A 22917-nucleotide genomic window follows, 5' to 3' on the forward strand; every position below is an offset into this window, starting at 1 on the left:
CATGGCGGGCCAGGGCACGAGGGCGTTACTTTCCGCGCATGGCGGTCGTGTTCCTGCTGGATCTCGATAACACGCTGATCGACAACGACGCGGTGCGCGAGAAGCTCACCGAGGGTACGCGTCGTCTCTTGGGAGCCACGCTGGCCGACCGCTTCTGGAAGATCTACGAAGAGGTCCGCGACGAATTCAACCATGTCGACTTCCTCGAGACGCTCGATCGCTTTCATCGCACGGCGAATGAGCCCGCAGATCGGCAGCGCCAACTCGACAGAGTGATCCTCGACTTCCCCTACGCAGAAGCGCGTTACCCCGCGACGATCAATGTGCTCGCCGCGTTGTGGCAGGCCGGCACGCCGGTGGTGCTGTCTGACGGCGACCCGGTGTTCCAACCGCTGAAGGTCTTTCGCTCCGGCGTCGCCGACGCGGTTCGCGGGAACGTGCTGGTGTTCCCGCATAAGGAGAGCTGTCTCGATGCCGTCGCGCGCCTCTTTCCCGCCGACAACTACGTGGCGGTGGACGACAAGGCCGCGATCCTCGCTGCGCTGAAGACCCAGTGGAAAGCTCGACTCACCACGGTCCACGTGCTGCAAGGCAAGTACGCGGACGATGCTCACAACGGCCCTGCCCCCGACCACGTGATCGGGGGAATCGCGGACCTGACCGAGTTGATCGCTAAGGGCTATTCGATCGCGTAGCTGATCAACTTGAACGTGGTGATCGTCTTCCCGTTCAGCGTCCCATGCGCGCCGTCCGGTTGTTTTGTCGCGAGAAGCGCATCGTCAGGGGTCGAGAGGAACTCGAACTGGGCGGCAGCCGTCGCATTGCCGATGGCTTGCTTCGAGCTGAGCCCACCACCAGGGTTATAGGAGTAGATCTTCCAACCGCTCGAGCTGACGGCGTCGGCCGTCGCTGTAATCCCGCCTTTGGCCCACCCGAGCCTGTCCTGTGGCTATCCGGTGGCGCAAGCAAGACGGCGCTGGGTCGGAGGAGCTACAGGCTAAGCGGGGATCTTGACCCTTGATCCGATGCCAAGTCGTTCCTGGCGGAAGGGCACCTTCGCACGCCGCCGCAGGTCCGCGAACGCTGCGTGTTGCGTCTCGTTCACGAAGGTGAAGGCGACGCCGCGCTTTCCCGCGCGGCCGGTGCGACCGGTGCGGTGCACGAAGGTCTCGGCATCTTCGGGCAGGTCAAAGTTCACGACGTGACCGATGTCCGCGACGTGGATCCCGCGCGCCGCGAGGTTCGTCGCGACGAGGGTCGGGATGCGGCCGCTGCGGAACCCCTCCAGCACACGCTCGCGCTCGTGCTGGCCGACGTTCCCATGCAGCGCGCGCGCCGGGCTGCCGAGGCGCTCGAGCGCCTTTACGAGCTTGTCGGCGCCGTGCTTTGTGCGCCGGAAGACAAGTGTGCGCACGACATCATCGCGGCGGAGGATCTCGTGGAGCGCGGCGACCTTGTCGGTCTCGCGCACCTGCACCCAGGCTTGGTCGATCGCGGCAACGATCGGCTCTTCCGGCTTGATCGTCACGCTCACCGGATCCTTGGTGTACTTGCGTGCTACCGCTCGAACGTCGTTCGTGAGCGTTGCCGAGAAGAGCGCGGTCTGCCGCGGGCCCCTCAGGAGCGCGACGATGCGCGCGATGTCCGGTGCGAAGCCAAGGTCGAGCAGGCGGTCGGCCTCGTCGAGCACGAGGACCCGGATGCGCGAGAGGTCGAGCGTTCGCCGGGACGCCAGATCGAGGAGACGTCCGGGCGTGCCGACGACGACGTGCGCTCCGCGACGCAGGGCGTCTTCCTGCGCGCGGTAACCAACGCCGCCGTACAGGGCGACGACGCGCGCATGACGGAAGCGTCCGAGCACCTCGATCTCGCGGGCGACCTGCTGGCCGAGTTCCCGCGTCGGTACGACAACGAGGGTGAATGGGGCACCGGCGCGGCCCTCGACGCGCTCGAGGATGGGCAGGGCGAAAGCACCGGTCTTGCCGGTGCCCGTCTGCGCTTGGGCGAAGAGGTCGCGTCCCGAGCGAAGCGCCGGTATCGCGAGCTCCTGAACGGGCGTGAAGGTGGTCCAGCCGAGCTGCTTCACAGCGCGGTCGAGATCGGGGGTAAGCGAGATCAACAGTTTTCCTTTGCGGGCAACAAAAAAGCGAGCCGAAATGTGACTCGGCTCGCTGTTCACCGACGCGACCGCCGGCTATTTCTTGAAGGACCCGAGTGATTTTCTCACTTCAGCGTAACACAGCGCTCGAGCTAGCGCCCATTCGACGCCTTGGTCTCTCCCTTCGCCGACCGAGTCTTGTTCACCGTCGCGGCAGCGATCCGCTTGGCGGTCACGGTCGAGCGACCACGCTCTCGCTCGTTCTCTTTGATGTGCTCGTACTGACGCTCGCGCTTCGCTGTCCAAGCCTTCTGCGGCATGTGAACACCTCCTGTTCGGATGTCGCCGCTGCATGACGCGTGCTCGCCGCTCATTTAGAGTCATCACAGATGCACGTCAGTCGCTCGTACACACGGTCACTCGCCCTCCTCCTCGCGAGCACAGTGATCGTCGCCGCCTGTGGCGCCCCGAAGACGATCGAGTTCTCGCCCTCGCCGGCCGCATCGACGGTACGCGCGAGCGCGACGCCGAAGGCGACCCTCGATCCCGCGGCGGCTTGTGAGGAGTGCTGGCCGCTCAGCGGCCTGCCAGCCGCGAGTGGCGCGGCGACGAACCGGAGGCCCCTGCTGATCAAGATCGACAACGCGCCCGCCGCGCGGCCCCATTACGCCATCACACAGGCGGACTTGGTGTTCGAGATCATCGTCGAGGGCGGCGTCACGCGGCTTGCGGCGATCTTCCAGACGCAGGACCCGGCAACGATCGGCGGCGTCCGCTCGGCGCGGCTCGTCGATCGCTCGCTGACACCGATGGTCCGTGGCGCGCTCGTGTACTCGGGGACATCCGCGTACGCCTGGTCGCTCATCAGCAAAGACGCCGACCAGGGCAAGTACATCGAGCTCTCGGCCGATCATGCGCAGGGCTACTTCCGCGTGAACTTCCGGGCCGCTCCGTACAACCTGTTCACCAGCGCCGCGAACCAACGACAGAACCTGAAGCAGCTCGGCAAAGAGACGGCGAACGACATCCCGAAGTGGGCATTCCTCGTGTCGCAGGATCATCCGGCCACGCTCGCCGGCATGAGCGGCGGCGTACCCGCGACGGAGATCGCCATCCCCTATCGCGCGGATACCTCTGCGGTGAGCTACCAGTACGACGCTGCGACCAAGACCTACGCGCGATTCCAGAACGCCGCCGGACGGCCCGCCCGCGATGTCGATGCCCTCACGAACAAGCCCGTGTCGGCGACGGACGTGGTGATCATCCAGACCGAGATCTGGGACGTGCCGGACATCGTCGACGCCGCGGGCGCGCTCTCGAACGACATGCGTATGACGGGCACCGGGCCCGCCACGGTCTTCCGCGACGGACTTCGCCAGGACGGCACGTGGTCGCGCAAGGACGACCTCTCACCGTTCGTGTTCAGGAACGCGGCTGGCGAGCAGATCCTTCTGTCTCCCGGACAGCCGTGGATCCATGTCATCCCGCTCGACATGAAGGTCAGCTCGCAGTAACAGCGACGTAATCTCGACCGGTGATCTTCTACCGCGACCATCGAAGCGAGCGCCCCGAGATCCCACCGGAGCGACGCCAGCTGCGCCGGGTGCCGCGCGTTCTCGCGTCATCGTTCCGCCTGGTCTGGGAGGCTGCGCCACGCCGGTTCGTCGTGAGCCTCGCGCCACAGGCCGTGAGCGCGGTCATCGTCGGCGCCCAGCTCGTCATCACACGGGATCTCATCGCAGCCGTCCTCGCGACCGGAAGCGGCGGCGACGTCGGCCGTGTCGGGCAGCTCTTGGTCGCGACGATCGGGCTGTCGCTCCTTGGCAGTGCCGCCAACCTGATGCAGAACCAGCAGCAATCGCTGCTGTCCGCGATCGTCGAGCGGCACACGAATTCGGTCCTGCTCGACCGCATCATCGCGATCGACCTGAAACGCTTCGAGACCCCGGAGTTCCAGGACCTGCTCCGGCGCGCGATGAACGCGATGGGTCGGATGATGGGCGTGACCGGCGCGGCGATCGGGCTCGTGCGGGGTGTCGCACTCATCGTCGGCGTCGCGGCCGCGCTGTACGTGCTCCAGCCAGTGCTCCTTCTCATCGCGGTCATCGGCTTCGTCCCGATGTGGCTCGCGAGCATGGCGACGAGCCGCACGATGTATAGGTTCTTCCGCTCGATGACGCCGAACGAGCGTCAACGCAGCTATGTATTCAACCTCTTCACCCAGCGCGAGTACGCGAAGGAGATCCGCGCGTTCGGCCTGGCCGGCTATCTCCGCGCCCTCTACGAGCGCCTCTCGAACGAGCGCCTCGAGGAGCTGGGCAAGAATCTGCGCAAGCGCGCGCGTTATCAGGCGCTGAGCAGCGGCGCCTCGGCGGCGGTCAGCGCGCTCACGTATGGCGCGCTCGCGTACCTCGTGATCGACCATCGGATCGGCGTGGCGGAGGCCGGCGCGGCGGTGGTCGCGAGCCAGCAGCTGAACGGCCAGCTCAACGGGATCGTCCAGAACATGTCGCAGCTGTACGAGGCCAGCCTGTTCCTCGAGGACTGGGAGGAATTCTCCGCGCTCGCACCGGCGCTCCAGCTCGCCACCCCAGGTCCCGGGACGCCGTTCGAGCGCATCGAGCTCGAACACGTGACGTTCACTTATCCGCGCACGAGTCCGAAGGACCCGGCGCCGGCACGCGCGGCGCTGTCCGACGTGTCGCTGGACATACGGAAGGGAGAGGTCATCGCGCTCGTCGGAGAGAACGGCTCCGGAAAGACGACGCTTGCGAAGGTGCTCTGCGGTCTATACCCGCCCGACGCCGGCCGCATCCTCTGGGACGGCGTCGACGCGTCGACGCGCGAGTCGGGCTGGATCTTCGACCGCGTGGCCGTGCTCTTCCAGGACTTCGCGCGCTTCATGCTGACCGCGCGCGAGAACATCGGGCTAGGCCGCGTCGAGCGGATCGGTGACGCCGACGCGGTCATCCGTGCCGCGGAGCGCGCCGGCGCGACATCGTTCATCAACGAATGGCCGGAGCGCTACGACACGATCCTCGGCCCGGTCTTCATGGGCGGCAAGGAGATCTCGATCGGTCAGTGGCAGCGTGTCGCGCTCGCCCGCGCGTTCTTCCGCGACGCGCCGCTCGTCGTGCTCGACGAGCCCACGGCCGCGCTCGACGCGCGCGCCGAGCACGACCTCTTCACCCGCATCCGCGACCTGTTCGCGGGCAGGTCCGTCCTCCTCATCTCGCATCGCTTCTCGAGCGTCCGCTCGGCGGACCGCATCTACGTGCTGCACGAAGGACAGATCGTCGAGCACGGAACGCACGACGAGCTCATGCAGCTCGACGGCCGCTACGCGGAGCTCTTCACGATGCAGGCCTCCGCGTACTTCCCGGAGCTGCTGAAGACGCGCGCCTAGGGCGGCGGACCGATCGCTGCGCTGTTGATCGCGTGTATCCGCCAGCGGCCGGATTCGAGCCCGAGATCGAAGAAGCGCGTCGGCCGAGTGCCCCACGCGCCGCCCGGGTCCGATGCGAAGGTCCACGACGCCTGGATGACCGGACGCCCGCCCGTGACCGAGACCTGTTTCATCTCGTTGAGGGTCGCCGCCGGCAGGTCGCCCCACATCGTCCCGACGCCCACGCTGGCCTCACCGATGTATTCGTTTGCGAAGCAGTCGAGCGCGGCATCGGGTTGGTGCTGCCCAATAAGCGCCATCAGCGTGCGCACCGTGTCCTCCGGCGCGCCACCCAGTTTCGCGCACGTGCCCTCATTCACTCTCGTGTAGGTGTTCGCGGGTGCCGGCTGGCCAGTCGGATCGAGCGACCACGCGACGTGCAAGAGATCGTCACCGGTGAAGGTGTCCGACGTGATAGATAGGACACGGCCGCCCTCGCTCCAACGAACGCGACGCGTTGCCGGTGTCGCCGCATCGTTCCACAGCGAGGTCGGAAAAGTGAGCGTGGCCGGCACCCCGCGCACACGCATGCCGTAGCCCGAGCCGTTGACCTCGGGCAACTGTCCGAGCGCGAGGACGATCTCCTTGTTGCCTGCGAGGAACGCGACGATGTAGCGCGGATCGGCCGAATCCGCAGAGAGATCGCGGATCTCCACGTGGTCGCGATCGAGCGCCGCGGGCAACCACCTGGGCATCGCGACAGGCGTCCCTGGTGGAAGGGCCGCGCGGACCGCCGCCCACACCTGCGCCTCGCTCATCACACGCACCGCCATCGTGCTTGCCGATGATGGCGACGGCGTCGGCGTCGCACTGAGGGACGGCGCCGTCGCGGCGGACGGTGCCGGGCTGCACGACGCGAGCAGGAGGAGCAATACGACGACTCCACGCGTCACAGTGAACATGGTGAACTCAGCGGCGGCCCCGGTCATCCGACATCGACGCGCGTAACTGCTAGCCGCTTGCTGGACGAGCTTCCAAGCTCCGCCACTCGGCCGCCGTCCTCACTCGTGGCAGCGGCGAGAAGATCAGGAAGAGGAGCGATGCGGCCATGCCGGCCCATCCGACGGCGATCGCGCCGCGAACCCCGATCCCTTCGGCGATCGCGGCCGCGGCGAGCGCGCCGATCGGGAAGCCGATCCCGTGTGAGACGACCTCGAGCGTCGCGTTCGCGCGACCGAGGATCCGATCGGGTATGAGGCCCTGCACGAGCGAGATCTCCCCCACCCCCTCGATCGTCTGCAGTCCGTCCCCGATGAGTTGCGGCAGGAACACCATGAGCGTCGCGAGGAGGACTGGACCTTGGGCCAGGGGCGTGAGCACACCGAGTGCCGACGACCCGAGCGCCATCCAGATGATCGCGGGGCCGATGCCGAGAGCTGCGATCACGCGCGAGGCGAAGACCGATCCGACCAGCGAGCCGACGCCGCCGGCGGAGATCACGATCCCGAGAAGGAAGGGATCGAGGTGCAGGTCCTGCAAGAGGTAGAGCGAATAGAGGACGCCGTAGAACGATCCGAAGATGTGGCCGAGGATCGATCGCAGCGCGAGCGGGAAGACGACGGCGTGACGCCGCACGACCCAGAGGCCCTCGACGATCTCCTGCGCGATCCGTGTCGTCGTATCGCGCACGGGTCGCAGGGGCTCGGGACTGCGGATCATCGCGAGCGACACCGCCGAGGCCACGAACGAGAACGCATCGACGAGGATCGCGAACGGCGCGCCGGCGATCTGCACGAGGGTTCCCGCGAGCCCCGGGCCGCCGATCTCGGCGATCGACGAGCTCGTAGCCAGCTTGCTGTTCGCGTCGACGACGCGGTCGGTCCCGATGAGCGATGGCACGTAAGCCGGATACGCCGAGTTGAACAGCGAGGCGAGGCACGCCTCGAGGAAAGCGACCGCGTACAGCTGCTCGATCCGCAGGGCGCCGATCGCGTACGCGACGGGGACCCAGAACAGCAGCACCGCGCGGATGATGTCGGTCCCGACGAGGATCGGTCGTCGTCTGAGTCGATCGACCCAGGCACCCGCGACGAGTCCGACCACAAGCACCCCCAGGCTGGCCGAAATGACCAGGTAGGCCATCTCGCGGGGTCCAGCGCCGAGCACGAGGAGCGCGACGAGCGGAAGGGCGGTGCGCGTCACCACGGACCCGAGCCTGGAGATCGTCTGTCCGGTCCAAAGCTTGAGGAAATCCGCATGCCGCCACAGCGACGGTGTTGACACTTCGGCGCGAGCGTACCGTCGCCAGAGAGCCTTCGTTCTTGCGGCCTAGGGAATGGGCGCGCAGGGAAAGAAGGCGGCCCCCGCCGGGCCGACACGACGAAGGGTGCTGGTGACCGCTCTCGCCGCCGGTGCGGGTGTCGCGGGCGCCAGGATCCTCGGCCTGCGCAACCTCGATGCGACCGCCTCGCTCAATTCGGCCATGGATGCGATGGACATGTCCATGTCGACCGGCCTGTCGGACTCGGTGGACGAGTACGACGCAATGTTCGGCGTCCCCGACGACTCGTTCTTCGGATCGCAGGACCTCGACCCGGCGAACATCCCGCAGCCGCGGCCCGCGACGCTGCCGGCGATCAACGTCCGTCCCGCGGTGGCTCTGCAGCCACCGATAAGCGGCATCGCAGCGCCGAAGCTCGCCGGCGACGTCGACTGGATCTCTCCGCTCGCGAAGGAGAGCGCGAAGGTCACGCATCTGTTGCGGCGCGCCACGTTCGGCGCGACCGACGCCGAGCTCGACCGCGCGCTGTCGGAGGGCTTCGCGCGCACGGTCGAGCGCGTCATCGAATCGCCCTTCGTCGAGCCGCCGGTCTTCCCCGCTCCGGCCGCACCGCGGCCGTCGGCCTCGCCGTCAACGGCACCGCGCGCGAGCGCAAGCGGCTCCGCAAAGCCCTCCCCAACGTCGGCGCCGATCACGACGTTCACCGTGCGGCCGAGCCCGACCACCGCACCGAGCATGGGCGCGGTCGCGGCGAGCGCGGGCCCGAGCGTGCCGGGGGTGATGACGAACACGACTTCGATCAACATCGGCAACCTCCAGAGCTGGTGGCTCGACTGGATGACGAAGAGCCCGACGCCGTTCGCCGAGCGCATGACGCTCTTCTGGCACGGGCACTTCACCAGCGACTACCGCAAGGTCGGGACGAACTCGCCCGCGATCTACTGGCAGAACCTCACGTGGCGACGGATGGCCCTCGGCGACTTCAAGAGCATGCTGCTCAAGGTCACGCCAGACCTCGCGATGCTGCGTTACCTCGACCTCGCGGCGAGCACAGGGCGCGCGCCGAACGAGAACTACGCGCGCGAGCTGCTCGAGCTCTTCACGATGGGCGTGGGCAACTACACCGAGGACGACGTGAAGGCCGCGGCGAAAGCGCTCGCGGGCTGGCGACTCCCGGCTCGCACCGAACCGACCGGCCAGACCGGCATCTTCGACGCGCGGCGCGCCTACGCCGGCGCGGTGACTTTCCTTGGCAAGACCGGGACGTTCAACACCGAGAGCGTGGTCGATACGATCCTGGCCCACGACGCGACGGCGCCGTACATCGCGCGGCGACTCGTCACGTCGTTCGTGACGCCGAGCCCTTCGGATGCGTACATCGCGCGACTCGCGGATCGTTTCCGCCGATCGCGCTACGACACGAAGCTGCTGATGCGCGACATCCTCACCAGCCCTGAATTCGTCGCGCCCGATACGTTCCGCGCCCTCATCAAGTCGCCCACCGACTTCATGGTGTCGACCGCAAAGGCGCTCGGCGCGACGAACCTCAGCGCGACGATCCGCCAGTACGGCCCGACGCTCGGCCAGAACCTGTTCGACCCACCGAGCGTTGCCGGCTGGGGCGATGGGGCGTCGTGGATCTCCTCGAACACGATGCTGCAGCGCGCGAACTTCGTCACCGCGGCGCTCGGATCGATGCGCACCGCGCCGTCCGCGGCGCGCGCTCACGAGCGCCACCTCGACGCCGTGCTCGCCCAGGGCACGGTGAACGAGCTGAATCTCGCGCGCGACGACAAGTCGCGCTGGTTCGCGGTGTTCGCATCGCCGGAGTTCCAGCTGAAATGAGGTACGCGTAATGGGCGCCACCGATCTCTCACGGCTCTCACGTCGTGACTTCCTCAAGAACGGCTTCGTCTTCGGGGCCGGCGCGGCCGGTCTCGCGGCCGGTTACGCGGCGGTGCCCGACGTCTTCGCCCGCGCGGTCTACGGCGGCAAGCGCGACGGCGTGATGAACGACCGCGTTCTGGTGATGATCCAGCTCGCCGGCGGCGCGGACGGGCTCCAGACCGTGATCCCGCTCCAGGACCCGAGACTGCGCACCTTGCGGCCGCAGCTCTCGCAGGCGGCCAACACCGCGCTCCCCCTCGATGGGAACTTCGGCCTGAACCGGTCGATGCGCGGCGTCAAGACGCTCTTCGACCAGGGCAAGGTCGCGATCGTCCACGGCGTCGGGTATCCGCAGCCGAACTACTCGCACTTCGACTCCATCCGCATCTGGGAGACCGGCGACCCCATGCGTCGGCAGCAGGACGGATGGCTCGGAAAGACGATCGCGGCGAACTACGACTCCGCCGGCCACCCGCTGGTCGGCTGCGCCTGCGGCTCGTCCGAGATCCCGGGCGCGTTGCGCGATCTCGACGCCACGCTGTCCGTCGTGAACGGACAGAACACGTTCAAGTTCAACGGCACGGACGCCGAACGCGCGATGGGCGTCATCTACAACGGGACGCCCGGCATCTACGGCGCGCTCTTCGACACATCGGTGTTCAGCGCGCGCGACACGATGGCGCGGCTGCGGCTCGCGCGCGAGAAATACACACCGCGCGCGTCATACAACGACAACGTCAACCTCGTGTACTCCTCGCGCAACCAGCTCGCGTCGGCGCTGCAGCTCGCGGCGCAGCTGATCATCAGCGGCGTCGGCGCGAAGATCCTGCACGTCACGCTCGGCGGCTTCGACACGCACGACCAGCAGATGGCGCGCGTCGACAGCCTGATGGGCTACGTCGACAGCGCGATCGCGGCGTTCCACGCCGACCTCACCGCATACGGAATGGCCGACCGAGTGCTGATCGCGACGTGGTCCGAGTTCGGACGCCGCGCAGCGGAGACCGCGAACGGCGGGACCGACCACGGGGCGGCCGCGCCGATGTTCCTCATCGGGGACACGGTGAAAGGCGGCTTCTACGGCGAGGCGCCGAGCCTGAGCGCACTCGATCGAGGCGGTAGCCTCAAGTACACCGTGGACTTCCGTCAGGTCTACCAGGAGATCCTCGAGTCGCACCTCAAGGTCGACGCGCAGGAGGTCCTGGGCAGGCAGTTCGAGCGCATCGCGGCAGTCGCGACCGCCTAGTGCCGCCTTGGGCGCTTCGCGTGCTGGCCGCGGGCATCACGACGCTGTCGCTCCTCGGTTCAACGAGCTACGCGCTGGCGCACCCGAAGAACCCGAACGCGCCGCTGCAGCCGCCGGTCGCCGAGAGACCGGCCGCGCCACCGGAACCTTCGCCGACGCCTGTGCCGACGCTTCCGTTTCGCACGGTCACGCCGACCACACCGCCACCGCCCACGACGCCACCACCGACCGCCCGCGCGACCGCGGCCGGGCCGACGCCGTCGCCCACCCGCGCGCCGACGCTGCGCCCGGCGCCCGTTCCGCAGATCACGCTGCAGGCCGGCGTCCGCGCGACGGCGCTGCCGCGGGTGACGATCACGCACGTTTCGTGACCCTTTCCTAACAACGACGCTCCCTCGCTCGCCTAGCCTCTCCTTGTGAACGACCTCACCTTCTGGTTCCTCGCGCGGATCACCGGCCTCACGGCGTTCGCGGTGCTGTCGCTCTCGGTCCTCTCCGGCGAGGCGCTGCGGACGTCGGTCCTCGACTTCCTCGCGTCGAACCGCGCCATCCGCAAGCTGCACGATTTCACGACGCCGCTCTGGCTGCCCCTCGTCTTCGCGCACATCGTCTCGCTGCTCCTCGACAAGACCGCGCAGATCCGCCCCATCGACATCGTCGTGCCGTTCGTGAATCCGTACGAGCCCTACTTCCTGCCGATCGGGCTCGGGACGGTCGCGTTCGACATCGTCATGGTCGTGACCGTCACGAGCTGGCTCAAACGGCGCATGAACAACACGCTCTGGATGTGGATCCACCGCACGAGCTACATCGCGTTCGTCGCGATCTTCTTCCACGCGGCACAGTCCGGCACCGACTTCGACGCGCCGCTCGTGTCCGCGATCGCATGGTCCACTGCGGCCGCGCTCGCGATCATCGGCGTGACGCGCATCGTGTGGGGTCGCCTCCCCGCCTGAGCATCGATAACTCGTTAGTCTCCGTGCCGTGATCGTCCGATACGCCGGTGACGCGATACGCGCGCGCGAACAGTACGCGAAGCGCCCGGGATCGAACCTCAAGTTCGTGCTGCGCAAGCGCTTCTCGTGGATGCAGCACTACCTCGGAGCTCGGACGTACGCGGTCGAGATCGGCTGTGGCGCCGGCTTCAGCGAGATGTTCCTGCACGCCGGGACGCTCGAGCTCACCGACGCGGAGGCTCGTCCGTGGGCGAAGCGCGTCGTCGACGCGCACGAGCTCCCCTATGCCGACGCGAGCATCGACGTGCTCATCGCGAACAACGTGATCCACCACCTCGCATTCCCCGACCGATTCTTGCGTGGCGCGGCGCGCGTGCTCCGTGCGGGCGGGCATATGCTCATCCAGGAATGCAACTGCTCGTGGACGACGCGCATCGCGCTCCGCGCGACGGGCCACGAAGGGTACGACTTCTCCGCTGACCCGTTCGATCCAACCCGTCCATGCAACGATCCGAGCGATCCCTGGAGCGCGAACTGCGCGATCCCCAACCTGCTCTTCGATGACCTCAAGCGATTTCGCGAGCGGTACCCGGAATTTGCGGTCGTGGACTCGGGGATGTCCGAGTTCTTCATCCAATTCAATTCCGGCGGCGTTACCGCAAGCGTCCCGTACGTCCCGCTGCCCTGGACTGCGCTCCGCGTGGTCGACCTCATCGACACCGCGCTTGTCGCGATCGCGCCAGGTGTCTTCGCCAGCCAGCGCCGCTTGGTCCTAAGGCGCTCGTAGCCGCCACAGCGGCCAGCCTGTCGCGGGTTCCGTTCCGGCGCGATCGTAATTCGCCACGACGAACTCGACGACACCTTCGAGCTCCGGTAGGGCCGCGTACTGCGGCTCCGGCGAGGCCCACGAGCTCAGGCCGGCGAGATCCAGCGGTGGTGTCACGAAGCTGTCGCGCGAAGAATCGACGATGAGCGTGGGCCGAGCGCGCCGCAGATCGGCCAGGAGCTCCTCCACGCGAGCTGGCGTCGCGTAGCCGCGCGTCGAGAGAGCGGCGTACTGGTAGACGTACCGCGTGGGCGACCGCCGATCCGCGAGGAAGAGCACCTCCGCGTGCGAGCCCCAGATAAGCACGGTGTCCTGCGGCCGCGTGTTCGAGGCGACGTACGCGGCAGCGGAGCGGATCCTTCCGTCTGCGGTCGTCAGCGCCAGACGCGAGACCAGGAGCGCGGGCTGGACCGACGTGAGCAGCACCGCGGCCGCCAGCGCCGGTCGCGCGACACGCGATGGAACGACACGCTGCAGCTCGCTCGCCGCGAACGCGGTGACGATCGCCATCGCGGGCAGCCACGGGATGAAGTAGTAGTGGTACCCGCGGCCCCACGTCGAGAGCACGATCTCGAGCGGCAACGCGACAAGAGCGATGGCGACGAGGGCCGACGCGAACCGGCGCGATGCGATCGCGTACAGCCACGCGCCGACGGCCACGACCGCGAGACCCGACGGCAGCGTGAGTCGGAGACCCGAGAGGACGGCGTCGATCCGATCCGAGAGAGGCGCGAAGCCCGCGTACGCGCGGTTGTAGACGACGGCCTGATCCAGCATCTCTCCGAGAACGCCGCGCGCGGTGGCCCATGCCGCGGCGACCGCGAGCGGGACGAGAGCACCGAAGGCGATGAGCGCGACCGGCGTGACGGCGGCGCGCCTGGCTCGCAGGAGGGTCACCAGAGCGACCGCGACGACGATGCCCACGAGCGTCGGCTTGAACAGCAGCATCGCGCCGGCGAGCGCGCCGATGCCGAGCGCGCGCGACCGCGTGAGGGGCACGCCGTACAACAGAAGGACCGCGAACTGGAGCGGCAGGGCGTAGAACTCGACGAAGCTCGTCTGTGCGGCGTCGGACAGGAAGAGGCGCGGCAGAGCGACGAGCCACGCGAGTGAGCCGACGAGCGCGGCCGCCACGCCGAATTCGCGGCGCAGCGCCCGGTAGCCGATCAGCGACGCCGCGATCAAGAACGCGAGCTGTACGAGCCACACGCCGGTCTCGTGCGCGAGCGCGATGCCCACGGCATCGACGAAGTACACGCCCGGCGGCTTGTGGTCCCAGATGTCGCGGTAAGGCGCGCCGCCGTCGAGCAGGCGCTGCGCGGCGTAGAAGAAGACGCCCGAGTCCTCCGCGGGGTCGCGGCCGGCGGGTTGATTCGGCAGGAGCACCGCGATCGAGACGAGGACCAGCAGCGGGACCGCGACCGCTCCGACGCGCATCGCGAAACAGATTCGCGCATCCTGTGCGCTGGTGCCGCGGCGGGTAGCGATCGTCGGCGCGGGTGTGGCCGGACTGGTGGCCGGCCGCGAGCTCGCGCGCCGCGGACACCCGGTGACGCTGTACGAGAGATGGCCCGATGTCTCGGGCCAGGCCAGTGCGTTCGATCTCGGGAACGGCGTGTGGATCGACCGCTACTACCACCACCTGTTCCAAAGCGACAGCGACATGATCGCGTTGCACGACGAGCTGCTGCCCGGCGAGCTCGAGTGGCACACGTCGTCCGTCGGCATCTGGGCGCGCGGTCGCGTATGGCCCTTCGTGAGCCCGCTCGATCTCCTCAACTACCGACCGCTTCCGCTCGTCGACCGCCTGCGACTCGGATACTCGGTGCTCCGCCTGACGGCGCGGACCGACTGGGAGCGGATGGACGACATCGGCGCGCTCGACTGGCTGCGCAGTGCCTCCGGCGAGCGCGCGCTCGCGTCCGTGTGGACGCCGCTCATGCTCGGAAAGTTCGGCGCAGACAGCGAACGCGTGCCCCTCGCGTGGCTCTGGTCGAAGTTCCGCTTGCGCCGCAGGCTCCGCGGCAGCGGCGCGACGAAGGAGCAGCTGGGCTACCCGCGCGGATCGTTCCGCGCGATCTGTCAGAAGCTCGCGACCGAGATCCGCAAGCTGGGCGGGGAGATCATCGTCGACCGTGAGGTCCTTCGCGTCAGTGAGGACGACGTCACCGAGCGGGGCGAGCCCGCTTATCTGCTGCACTGCGCGGGACCGGGCGCCTATCGCCGTCGCGCCGGCGAGAGTCCTGTGGAGGCGGCGCTCGCGGGCCGCGCCGACGCAGTGCTCTTCACCACGCCGACGTTCGTCACGCGTCGACTCACCGAGTGGCCGGCCGACTTCGGGCGCCGCCTCGACGACTGGACCTACGAGACCGCGGTCGTGCTGCTGCTCGAGCTCCGCCGTCAGTACAGCCCGACGTACTGGACGAACATCGCCGACAGCAACGTGCCGTTCCTGGGTCTGGTCGAGCACACCAACCTCGTACCGCCTGAGCGGTATCCGGCCCGCTATCTCTACGTGTCGAATTACGTCGCGAGCGGTCATCCGCTCACGCGCATGAACACCGAGGAGCTGCTCCGCCACTACCTCGCCGCGCTCGGTCAGATGAACCCGCGCTTCGATCAAAAGGACGTGCTGCGGTACTGGTCGTTCCGGGAGGACGCCGCGCAGCCGGTCCCGCGCATCGGCAACCGGCACCGGATCCTTCCGTTCTCGTCGCCGCGGCGCGGCCTGTATCTCGCGAACACGACCCAGATCTATCCCGAAGATCGCGGCACCAACTACGCCGCGCGGATCGGTCGCGAGATCGCGGAGCACATCGCGAAGGACGGCTAGCATCGGCGGGTGAAGCTCGCGGTCATCTTCTCTCCCGCGGCCGGTCACACATACGTCGAGCTGCGCGACTTCGCGCGCGAGGCCGAGCGCGTCGGCGTCGAGTCGTTCTGGGTCAGCGATCACTTCTTCGGTGGACCAGTGGGCGTTCCCGACCGCGACTGCCTCGAAGCGTTCACGCTTCTCGCCGCTCTCGCGCGCGACGCGACGCGTATCCGTCTCGGCGTGCTGGTCGCCGCGGCGCAGTACCGGAATCCCGCGCTGCTCGCGAAGATCGTCGCCGGCGTCGACCAGATATCGGATGGACGTTTCGAGTTCGGTATCGGGGCCGGGTGGAAGGCGGAGGAGTACCGCGCGTACGGATACGAGTTCCCGTCAGCGGGCGCTCGCGTTGACCAGTTGAAGGACACGCTCGAGATCTGCCAGCGCATGTGGACGAGCGAACGCGCCACGTACCACGGCAAGCACTACCGGATCGAGGACGCGGTGTGCTCACCCAAGCCCGCGCAGCATCCCCATCCGCCGATCTGGGTCGGTGGCAGCGGCCCGCGTGTGATGCGACTCGCCGCGCGCTACGCGGACGGCTTCGATCTCGGCCGACGTGGACCGGCGGGCGCGCCGCTCAGCGCCGGCGAGATGGCCGCTGCACTTGCAGAAGTGCGGAAGGTCTGCGACGACGCGAAGCGCCAGCGACCGATCGCGCTCTCGCACTGGGTAAGTGCGGAGCTCGGCCCTGACGACGGATCGAAACAGGAGCTGCTCGACCGGATCCGCGGCTACGAACGAGCTGGTCTCGATCGACTCCTTCTAGCGTTCCCGCGCGACCGCGCCGGCGAGATGATCAGCCGCCTCGGTGAAGAAGTGCTGGCGCAGGTCTAGCCCGTCGGCGGCGCGGCCGGATCGCGGAAGCTCACGTGTGGTCCATCGCCGATCGCGAAACGCACCTCGCGTCCGTCACGCATCCGGATCCACGCCTCGCCTTTTCCGTGCGCGAGACGCCCGAGCCACGCGCGCGCGCCCTGCGGCTCCGGACCGAACGACGCGACGTCCTCCTCGGCGACCGCGAGCGTCCGTGTTTGCTCCGCGTCGCCAAGCGTGATGTCGGCACCGTCGGGCGTGAGACGGATGCGCCTCAGCTCGCTGCGCTGGAAGCCCAGTACGGTCTCATCGGCGAAACGGATCACCCAGCGACCTTGATCCGACGCCGATACCGCGCCGAGCCACGCCCGGAATCCCGTGATCTCAGGCCCGTAGGTCTCGACCTCGTCGAGCTCGACCTCGATCGGATCGCCGACGGGAAAGCGAAGTCGAGCACGCGTCACGCGATGAACGCTAGACCGTGCGACACTTGAAGTCTCTTGAGCACACCCGAGGCCTACCGCGCTGAACCCCTGAACGACGCACCGTTCTCGTGGCGCGCCATCCTCGAGATCGTTCAGGCGCTCGCGCTCGCCGTGATCATCTCGGTCGTCCTGAACCTGTTCGTGGTGCAGGTCACCGAGGTCCGCCAGCGCAGCATGGAGACGACACTCCTACAGAACGACCGCGTACTGGTGAGCAAGGTCGACTATCGCCTCACGTCGCCGCAGCCGGGCGACATCGTCGTGTTCAACCCGACGATCGACACGCAGATCCCGTACGTAAAGCGCATCGTTGCCGTCGCCGGCGAGACGGTGGAGCTGCGTGACGGGAACCTCTACGTCGACGGAAAGCTGCGCCTCTTCGCACAGGCGCACGGCGCCACGCTGCCGCAGGTCCCGGACATCAAATACCCGTACAAGGTCCCGGACGCCTCGTTCTTCGCGCTCGGCGACAACCGCCTTTCGTCGCAGGACTCGCGGACATTCGGCGCACAGCCCTACAACCGCATCATCGGCAAGGTGATCGTGCGGTTCTGGCCGGTCGACCGCCTCAACTTCTTCGACTGGTGACGCGCAGCTAGCCGATCAGGCTCCCGAGCTCAGCATCGTCATCCGGACGCAGCAGCACGACGCGACCGTCCTCCTCGATGGCTCCCAGGGTCAGCACTTCCGAGTCGAAGGTCGCGATGCGTCGAGGCGGGAAGTTCGTCACGCAGACGACGAGACGATGTTGCAGGTCGGATTTCTGGTACCACCGCCGCACCGCCGCGGACGATCGGCGCGTGCCGTGCGCGCCGAAGTCGATCGTCAGCTTGTAGCTCGGGTTGCGCGCCTCGGGGAAGTCTTCGACGGCGAGGACGCGCCCGACACGCATCTCGATCTTCTGGAAGTCTTCGATCGTCGCCATCTCCGTATCATCGGACCTGTGAGCGATGTCTTCCACCGAGCGACCGACTGGGAGATCGTCGCGCCGACGCGCGTCCTGCGCGTCACATGGGACGACGGCAACGTGAGCGAGTACCCATGGGAGCCGCTTCGCCGCGCCTGCATGTGCGCGTACTGTCATGGGGAAGGCGCGTACAAGGGCGAGGTGAACGAGGACACGAAGTTCACCGACGAACAGACCACCTTGAAAGAAGTATTCCCCGTGGGTCGCTACGGTCTAACGCCGTCATGGGGCGACGGTCACGACACGGGCATCTACACGTTCAAGATGCTGCGACGCGCCTCGGGCCTCGAATGATCCAGATGGAGCGAAGGTCATGAAGTTCTTCACGAAGAAGGCCGAGCTTCCGCCGGAGACGGCGGCGCGCGTCCCGCCCGGCCAGTACCTGACCGAGAAGTGGCCGGTGCTCCACTACGGCCCGGTGCCGCCGTTCAACCCGAAGACCTGGGAGTTCCGCGTGTTCGGGAACGTCATGAACGAGTTCAAGCTCAACTGGGAGGAATTCCAGAAGCTTGACCAGACCGCGGTCCAGGCGGACATGCACTGCGTCACGACCTGGTCGCGTCTCGATCAGAAATGGGAAGGCATCCCGTTCGCGAAGATCATCGACCTCGCGAAGCCGAAGTCCGACTCGAAGTTCGTCATCGCGCACTCGGAGTACGGCTTCACCGCGAACACGCCGCTCGAGTACTGCATGCGCGACGACTGCCTCATCGCGCTGCGCGCGAACGGCGCGCCGCTGACAGCGGAGCACGGCTCACCCGCGCGTCTTGTGGTGCCGCGCCTCTACGCGTGGAAGAGCGCGAAGTGGCTGCGCGGCATCGAGTTCTCAGACGTCGACAAGCCAGGTTTTTGGGAGCGGAACGGATATCACAACACCGGCGATCCGTGGAAAGAGCAGCGCTACTGGGGCGACGACTGAGCTAGGGCGTTCCCCGCTCCGGTGCCTCGACCGGGTCGTAGTGCGCGCGGAAGAATCGAACGATCTGCGTCTGATCGACCGTCGGTAGCTTGTACAGCCACGACCAAGCGGTCAGCGCGACCTTCGCGTCGGTGAGCTTCGGGTAGGGCTCGAGGATGATCTTCGGGAAACCGGCGGACATCAGGTCGCGAACGATCTTCTTGAGCTGATCGACCTCAGTGGTCGAGAGGTTGTTGAAGGCGATCACGACGCCCCCGTGCTCGAGGTTGTGCGTCGTCACCTCGTCCTTGAGGTTCACGTCCTTGATGCCCCACGGCGCGGGAGCCGCGGGCGCGGCCCAGTGCTGTCCGGATGTCGGCGGCACCGAGTTGTAGACCCCGGTCTGTCCGGAAGGGATGTGCTCGGGGCTGAGCGCCTCGACCTTCGTGCCCACCGTCTGTCCGGTCGTGTCGAACTGCTGCGCGTTCACGTCGATCGGCGCCGCCGGCGCGTCGAACGCGCCGAGCGCGCGGGCGACCAGGACCAGCGCGATGAACGCGATGACGACGCCCAAGACGATCCAGCCCTGGCCGATGCGTCGCCTGGGCGCCGGGCTGCCACCGCCGTTCCGGCGGCGCTGCTGCCTGGTCCTCTCCCGTTCGCGCCGGTCGCGGCGTGTCGTGACTGTCATCGCTTTCAGGATACCTAGACTTGAGGACGTGACCGTCCGCGTCCGTTTCGCGCCATCCCCCACCGGTTCGCTCCACATCGGGAGCGTCCGGACGACGCTCTACAACCACTTCTTCGCGCGACAGAACGGCGGAAAGCTCGTCCTCCGGATAGAAGACACCGACCAGGACCGCCTTGTGCCCGGCGCCGTGGATTCGATCTACGACGGACTCGGCTGGCTGCGGGTGACCTGGGACGAGGGCCCGCGCGAGGGCGGCCCGCACAGTCCATACATCCAATCGGAGCGCCTGCCCCTGTATCAGGAGCACGTACAGAAGCTCGTCGATGCCGGTGATGCGTACTTCTGCTTCTGTTCAAAGGAGCGCCTCGCCGCGATGCGCGCCCAGCAGGCCGCGCGCAAGGAGATCACGCGCTACGACCGCTTCTGCCGGAACATCGACCCGAGAGTGGCAGCGGAGCGCGCCAAGACCGAGGCGCACGTGGTGCGACTCAAGGTGCCGGACGAAGGAACTCTCGCGATCGACGATCTTGTGTACGGCCACGTTGAGTGGCCGATCAATACGATCGAAGACCAGGTGCTCCTCAAGTCAGACGGTTTTCCCACGTATCACCTGGCGGTGGTCGTCGACGATCACGTGATGGGCATTACCCACATCTTTCGCGGCGAAGACTGGCTTCCCTCGACCCCCAAGCACGTCCTGATCTTCCGCGCGTTCGGCTGGGAGCTGCCACCGATCGCGCACTTCCCGAACGTGCTGGGACCGGATGGCAAGAAGCTCGCGAAGCGGCACGGTGCCACGCAAGTGGAGGAGTTCAAGACGCAGGGCTATCTGCCTGAAGCGATGGTGAACTACCTCGCGCTCGTCGGCTGGTCACCGGGTACCGAGGAAGAGATCTTCGGGGTGGACGAGCTCATCGCGCGCTGGCGCATGGACCAGGTGCATCGCGCCGGCGGGAAGTGGGACAAGGCTCGGCTTGACTGGTTCAACGGGATGTGGATCCGCAGGCTCAGTGAGGACGACCTGCTCGGACGTCTAGGGGGGTTCGTGCCGTCGGAGTGGGATCGCGAGGTGATCCGGAGGACGCTGCCGCTCCTGCGCGAGCGGATGGCCACGCTCGCCCAGGCGCGTGACCAGCTCGAGTTCCTCTTCGCGGAGCCGCCAGCGTACGAACCCAGATCGCTCGTGCCCAAGAAGAAAGAGCCGCAGGAAACGTTCGACGTGCTCGTGAAGTCGACCATCCTGCTCCATCACGTCGAGCCGTTCGAGCACGCCGCGATCCGCGCGGCGATCGAAGGCATCGCCGCGGAGATGAGCTGGAGCCTCAAGGACACGAGCCACCCGATCCGGGTGGCGGTCACCGGCCGCACGGTCGGCCTGCCCCTATTCGAATCCCTCGAGCTTCTCGGCAGGGAGCGCGCGCTGGCGCGCATCGAGCGCGCGCAGGATCTTCTCGAGAAAGGTGTGGACTAGATGGCCACCCTCGCACGTCGCGTCGGTCTGGGTCTCAATGCACGCGGTGACGTTTCGGACGTCGTGGCTTGGGCCGAGCGTGCTCGCTCGGCGGGTCTCGAGTCCATCTGGATCCACGACTCCTACTTCGAGCGCGACGCCGTCACCTATGCGAGCGCGGTCGCGGCGCAAGTAGCGGACATCAAGATCGGCCTCGGCGCGCTCAATCCGTTCACCCGCCACCCCGTGCTCATCGCGATGACGATCAGTGCGCTCGACGAGATGGCGCCCGAGAGGATCCTTCTGGGAATGGGATCGGCGCTCCCGCTGCGCCTCGGGCAGATGGGCATCCCGTACACGCCCGAAGACGCCGTCACGAAGTCGAGCGAGGCCATCGACACGCTGCACACCCTGTGGAAAGGCGAGCGGATGCCTTCGGGAAAGCCGGGCCTGCCGCCGCTGCAGCCGATGTTCCCGCCGGTCCATCGTGTGCCGATCTACCTCGCGGGCTACCGCTCACCGGTGATGGAGCTCGCGGGTCAGAAGGGCGACGGGTATCTGGCGCGACCCGCCGAATCGATCCCCGGGCTGAAGAAGCTCCTGCGGGTGATGAACAAGGCGGCGCGTGCGGCGGGTCGCGATCCGAACGACATCGACGTCGCGGGTTACCTGCTCGCGCTCGTCGGCGACACGCGGCGCGACGCACTCAACCGCGCGAAGCGCGAGCCGTTCGTGATCTTCATGATGAGCATCCTCTCGGACGTGACCCTGGACCGCGCCGGCTTCGAGCCCGAGCTGCGCGACCGCATCGCGGTGCACTGGCGCAAGGAGGATTACACGACGGCGGGCGGGCTCATCCCCGACGAGCTCCTCGACGCGTTCATCGTCTGCGGAACGCGACGCGAGATCGCGGATCGGGCCTGGGAGTACCACGAGGCAGGTATGGACCTTCCGATCCTGCAGCCTGTCGTTCAGGACGAGGACCAGATCTCAGCGGTCCTCGATGCCGCTGTCGCGTATGGCAGCGGCGAGGCCGGGACCGTCGCGGCCCGCGCCGCGCTCGGCGCGCAGAAGAGGAGCGCGGCGGCGAGCCTGCGCGACCGCATCGGCGCGTACTGGGAGATCGCGCGTCCGTTCTCGTTCACGGCGTCGACCGTGCCGACCGCGGTGGGCGGCGCGCTCGCCGCGGTGGAGGGCCGGTTCGACTGGACGCTGTTCCTCGTCTCGCTCGTCGCCGGCGTCCTTCTGCACATCGGGACCAATGTCACCAACGAGATCTACGACGTGCGCAAGGGCGTGGACACGATCGTCTCGCCGCGCGCGAGCCACGCGATCGTGAAGGGACGCATCAGTGACCGTGAGGCGTACGTCGCGGCCGTCGCCGCGTTCGCGCTCGCCTTCACACTCGGCCTGTTCCTCGTCTCGGTCCGCGGCTGGCCGGTCGTCGCGCTCGGGCTCGCCGGCCTCATCGGCGGCTACACCTACACCGCGCCGCCGTTCCAGTACAAGTTCAGCCCCTACGGGATCCCGCTCGTGTTCATGCTCATGGGTCCGCTGATGGTCGTGGGGTCGTACTTCGTCATCACCGGCACGATCGACTGGAGCGCGCTCGCGATCAGCATCCCGGTCGGGTTCCTCGTTGCGGCGATCCTGCACGGCAACGAGTGGCGCGACATCAGCGAGGACGCGCGAGCGGGTGCGCGAACCTTCTCGGTCCGGATGGGCCGGCAGGCGGCGCACTGGCTATATCTCGCGCTGGTCGTCGGCGCGTACATCGCGCTCACGGCCGCGGTCCTCGTGGGCCTGCTACCGACGTGGACGCTGCTCGCGATCCTCTCGCTGCCGCTGCTCGTGCGCCAGATCCGCAGCGCGGAGTTCGGAGCGAGCGGTCAGCAGCGCGCCATCGCGATGATCGACCTGCAGACCGCACAGCTCCACGCGGCGTTCGGCTACCTCATGGTCGCGGGGCTGATCATCGCGGCGGCCATCGCGACCCGCTGACCGCCGCGATACGGCGGCTGGAGACCGGTTGGTCCGCCAGCCGCCGCGCCTGCAACGA

23 protein-coding genes are annotated in these 22917 nt (G+C 67.5%); 15 read left to right on the forward strand and 8 right to left on the reverse strand.

Annotation, left to right across the window (positions count from 1 at the left end):
* The first annotated feature begins 38 nt into the window (after window positions 1–38).
* On the forward strand, window positions 39–695 hold the full coding sequence (locus VI056_02940; GenBank protein ID HEY6201976.1) for an HAD family hydrolase: 657 nt from the start codon (window positions 39–41) through the stop codon (window positions 693–695).
* A 302-nt stretch (window positions 696–997) separates the two neighbouring features.
* On the opposite strand, the gene VI056_02945 is transcribed toward VI056_02940, so the two are convergent.
* Window positions 998–2119 carry a DEAD/DEAH box helicase gene (locus VI056_02945; GenBank protein HEY6201977.1) on the reverse strand — a complete coding sequence of 374 codons (1122 nt, stop codon included), beginning with the start codon at window positions 2117–2119 and terminating at the stop codon, window positions 998–1000.
* 131 nt (window positions 2120–2250) lie between these two features.
* Window positions 2251–2418 (reverse strand): hypothetical protein, encoded by a 168-nt coding sequence (locus VI056_02950; protein HEY6201978.1) that lies wholly within the window; start codon window positions 2416–2418, stop codon window positions 2251–2253.
* 69 nt (window positions 2419–2487) lie between these two features.
* Between VI056_02950 and VI056_02955 the strand changes: the two genes are divergently transcribed.
* Window positions 2488–3612, forward strand: a complete 1125-nt coding sequence (locus VI056_02955; GenBank protein HEY6201979.1) for a DUF3048 domain-containing protein — start codon at window positions 2488–2490, stop codon at window positions 3610–3612.
* Window positions 3613–3632: 20 nt separating this feature from the next.
* Complete coding sequence (locus tag VI056_02960; GenBank protein ID HEY6201980.1) at window positions 3633–5504, forward strand: ABC transporter ATP-binding protein; 1872 nt, start codon at window positions 3633–3635, stop codon at window positions 5502–5504.
* Here VI056_02960 and VI056_02965 read toward each other — a convergent pair.
* Both VI056_02965 and VI056_02970 read right to left on the reverse strand, forming a co-directional pair.
* A complete protein-coding gene (locus VI056_02965) occupies window positions 5501–6436 on the reverse strand; it encodes a hypothetical protein (protein HEY6201981.1) in 936 nt (311 codons plus the stop codon). The two genes, VI056_02960 and VI056_02965, sit on opposite strands and share 4 nt — an antisense overlap.
* Window positions 6437–6494: 58 nt before the next feature.
* Window positions 6495–7766: an MFS transporter gene (locus VI056_02970; GenBank protein HEY6201982.1), complete on the reverse strand. Its 1272-nt coding sequence runs from the start codon at window positions 7764–7766 to the stop codon at window positions 6495–6497.
* Between the two features lie 109 nt (window positions 7767–7875).
* Here VI056_02970 and VI056_02975 point away from each other — a divergent pair, with 109 nt between their 5' ends.
* Genes VI056_02975 through VI056_02995 form a run of 5 tightly spaced genes read left to right on the forward strand, consistent with a single transcriptional unit; the run spans window position 7876 to window position 12640 of the window.
* Window positions 7876–9609, forward strand: a complete 1734-nt coding sequence (locus VI056_02975) for a DUF1800 domain-containing protein (GenBank protein HEY6201983.1) — start codon at window positions 7876–7878, stop codon at window positions 9607–9609.
* A gap of 10 nt (window positions 9610–9619) precedes the next feature.
* On the forward strand, window positions 9620–10897 hold the full coding sequence (locus VI056_02980; GenBank protein ID HEY6201984.1) for a DUF1501 domain-containing protein: 1278 nt from the start codon (window positions 9620–9622) through the stop codon (window positions 10895–10897).
* On the forward strand, window positions 10897–11268 hold the full coding sequence (locus VI056_02985) for a hypothetical protein (GenBank protein ID HEY6201985.1): 372 nt from the start codon (window positions 10897–10899) through the stop codon (window positions 11266–11268). Before VI056_02980 ends, VI056_02985 begins: the two co-directional genes overlap by 1 nt.
* 45 nt (window positions 11269–11313) lie before the next feature.
* On the forward strand, window positions 11314–11853 hold the full coding sequence (locus VI056_02990; GenBank protein HEY6201986.1) for a ferric reductase-like transmembrane domain-containing protein: 540 nt from the start codon (window positions 11314–11316) through the stop codon (window positions 11851–11853).
* A 28-nt stretch (window positions 11854–11881) separates the two neighbouring features.
* Window positions 11882–12640: a class I SAM-dependent methyltransferase gene (locus VI056_02995; GenBank protein ID HEY6201987.1), complete on the forward strand. Its 759-nt coding sequence runs from the start codon at window positions 11882–11884 to the stop codon at window positions 12638–12640.
* On the opposite strand, the gene VI056_03000 is transcribed toward VI056_02995, so the two are convergent.
* The gene (locus VI056_03000) at window positions 12626–14116 is read right to left on the reverse strand and encodes a hypothetical protein (protein ID HEY6201988.1); all 1491 of its coding nucleotides are present in this window, start codon (window positions 14114–14116) and stop codon (window positions 12626–12628) included. The two genes, VI056_02995 and VI056_03000, sit on opposite strands and share 15 nt — an antisense overlap.
* Before the next feature lie 31 nt (window positions 14117–14147).
* On the opposite strand from VI056_03000, the gene VI056_03005 reads away from it, so the two are divergent.
* Together VI056_03005 and VI056_03010 are read left to right on the forward strand one after the other, a co-directional pair.
* A complete protein-coding gene (locus VI056_03005) occupies window positions 14148–15512 on the forward strand; it encodes an FAD-dependent oxidoreductase (GenBank protein HEY6201989.1) in 1365 nt (454 codons plus the stop codon).
* 9 nt (window positions 15513–15521) lie between these two features.
* Window positions 15522–16388, forward strand: a complete 867-nt coding sequence (locus VI056_03010; GenBank protein ID HEY6201990.1) for a TIGR03560 family F420-dependent LLM class oxidoreductase — start codon at window positions 15522–15524, stop codon at window positions 16386–16388.
* On the opposite strand, the gene VI056_03015 is transcribed toward VI056_03010, so the two are convergent.
* Complete coding sequence (locus VI056_03015; GenBank protein HEY6201991.1) at window positions 16385–16831, reverse strand: hypothetical protein; 447 nt, start codon at window positions 16829–16831, stop codon at window positions 16385–16387. The genes VI056_03010 and VI056_03015 overlap by 4 nt on opposite strands.
* A gap of 36 nt (window positions 16832–16867) precedes the next feature.
* Here VI056_03015 and lepB point away from each other — a divergent pair, with 36 nt between their 5' ends.
* The gene (lepB, locus tag VI056_03020; protein ID HEY6201992.1) at window positions 16868–17440 is read left to right on the forward strand and encodes a signal peptidase I; all 573 of its coding nucleotides are present in this window, start codon (window positions 16868–16870) and stop codon (window positions 17438–17440) included.
* Between the two features lie 7 nt (window positions 17441–17447).
* Here lepB and VI056_03025 read toward each other — a convergent pair whose 3' ends face one another.
* Window positions 17448–17777, reverse strand: coding sequence for a tRNA-binding protein (locus VI056_03025; protein HEY6201993.1), 330 nt, complete (start codon window positions 17775–17777; stop codon window positions 17448–17450).
* Between the two features lie 18 nt (window positions 17778–17795).
* Between VI056_03025 and VI056_03030 the strand changes: the two genes are divergently transcribed.
* Window positions 17796–18113 carry a DUF971 domain-containing protein gene (locus VI056_03030; GenBank protein ID HEY6201994.1) on the forward strand — a complete coding sequence of 106 codons (318 nt, stop codon included), beginning with the start codon at window positions 17796–17798 and terminating at the stop codon, window positions 18111–18113.
* Window positions 18114–18132: 19 nt separating this feature from the next.
* Complete coding sequence (locus VI056_03035) at window positions 18133–18738, forward strand: sulfite oxidase-like oxidoreductase (protein ID HEY6201995.1); 606 nt, start codon at window positions 18133–18135, stop codon at window positions 18736–18738.
* A gap of 1 nt (window position 18739) precedes the next feature.
* On the opposite strand, the gene VI056_03040 is transcribed toward VI056_03035, so the two are convergent.
* A complete protein-coding gene (locus tag VI056_03040) occupies window positions 18740–19408 on the reverse strand; it encodes a DUF3105 domain-containing protein (protein HEY6201996.1) in 669 nt (222 codons plus the stop codon).
* 28 nt (window positions 19409–19436) lie between these two features.
* On the opposite strand from VI056_03040, the gene gltX reads away from it, so the two are divergent.
* A complete protein-coding gene (gene gltX, locus VI056_03045) occupies window positions 19437–20879 on the forward strand; it encodes a glutamate--tRNA ligase (GenBank protein ID HEY6201997.1) in 1443 nt (480 codons plus the stop codon).
* Entirely contained in the window at window positions 20880–22859 is a 1980-nt protein-coding gene (menA, locus tag VI056_03050) for a 1,4-dihydroxy-2-naphthoate octaprenyltransferase (protein ID HEY6201998.1), read from the forward strand.
* Window positions 22860–22917: the final 58 nt, after the last annotated feature.

The sequence above is a fragment of the Candidatus Limnocylindria bacterium genome, assembly GCA_036523395.1.
Taxonomy (GTDB): Bacteria; Chloroflexota; Limnocylindria; order P2-11E; family P2-11E; genus CF-39.

Excerpts from the sequence above, each read along its gene's own strand:
- VI056_02980 (HEY6201984.1), top strand. The coding sequence starts at position 9,620 with ATGGGCGCCACCGATCTCTCACGGCTCTCACGTCGTGACTTCCTCAAG.
- menA (HEY6201998.1), top strand. The coding sequence starts at position 20,880 with ATGGCCACCCTCGCACGTCGCGTCGGTCTGGGTCTCAATGCACGCGGT.
- VI056_02950 (HEY6201978.1), bottom strand. The coding sequence starts at position 2,418 with ATGCCGCAGAAGGCTTGGACAGCGAAGCGCGAGCGTCAGTACGAGCAC.
- VI056_02955 (HEY6201979.1), top strand. The coding sequence starts at position 2,488 with ATGCACGTCAGTCGCTCGTACACACGGTCACTCGCCCTCCTCCTCGCG.
- VI056_03035 (HEY6201995.1), top strand. The coding sequence starts at position 18,133 with ATGAAGTTCTTCACGAAGAAGGCCGAGCTTCCGCCGGAGACGGCGGCG.
- VI056_03040 (HEY6201996.1), bottom strand. The coding sequence starts at position 19,408 with ATGACAGTCACGACACGCCGCGACCGGCGCGAACGGGAGAGGACCAGG.
- VI056_02940 (HEY6201976.1), top strand. The coding sequence starts at position 39 with ATGGCGGTCGTGTTCCTGCTGGATCTCGATAACACGCTGATCGACAAC.
- VI056_03000 (HEY6201988.1), bottom strand. The coding sequence starts at position 14,116 with ATGCGCGTCGGAGCGGTCGCGGTCCCGCTGCTGGTCCTCGTCTCGATC.
- VI056_03025 (HEY6201993.1), bottom strand. The coding sequence starts at position 17,777 with ATGGCGACGATCGAAGACTTCCAGAAGATCGAGATGCGTGTCGGGCGC.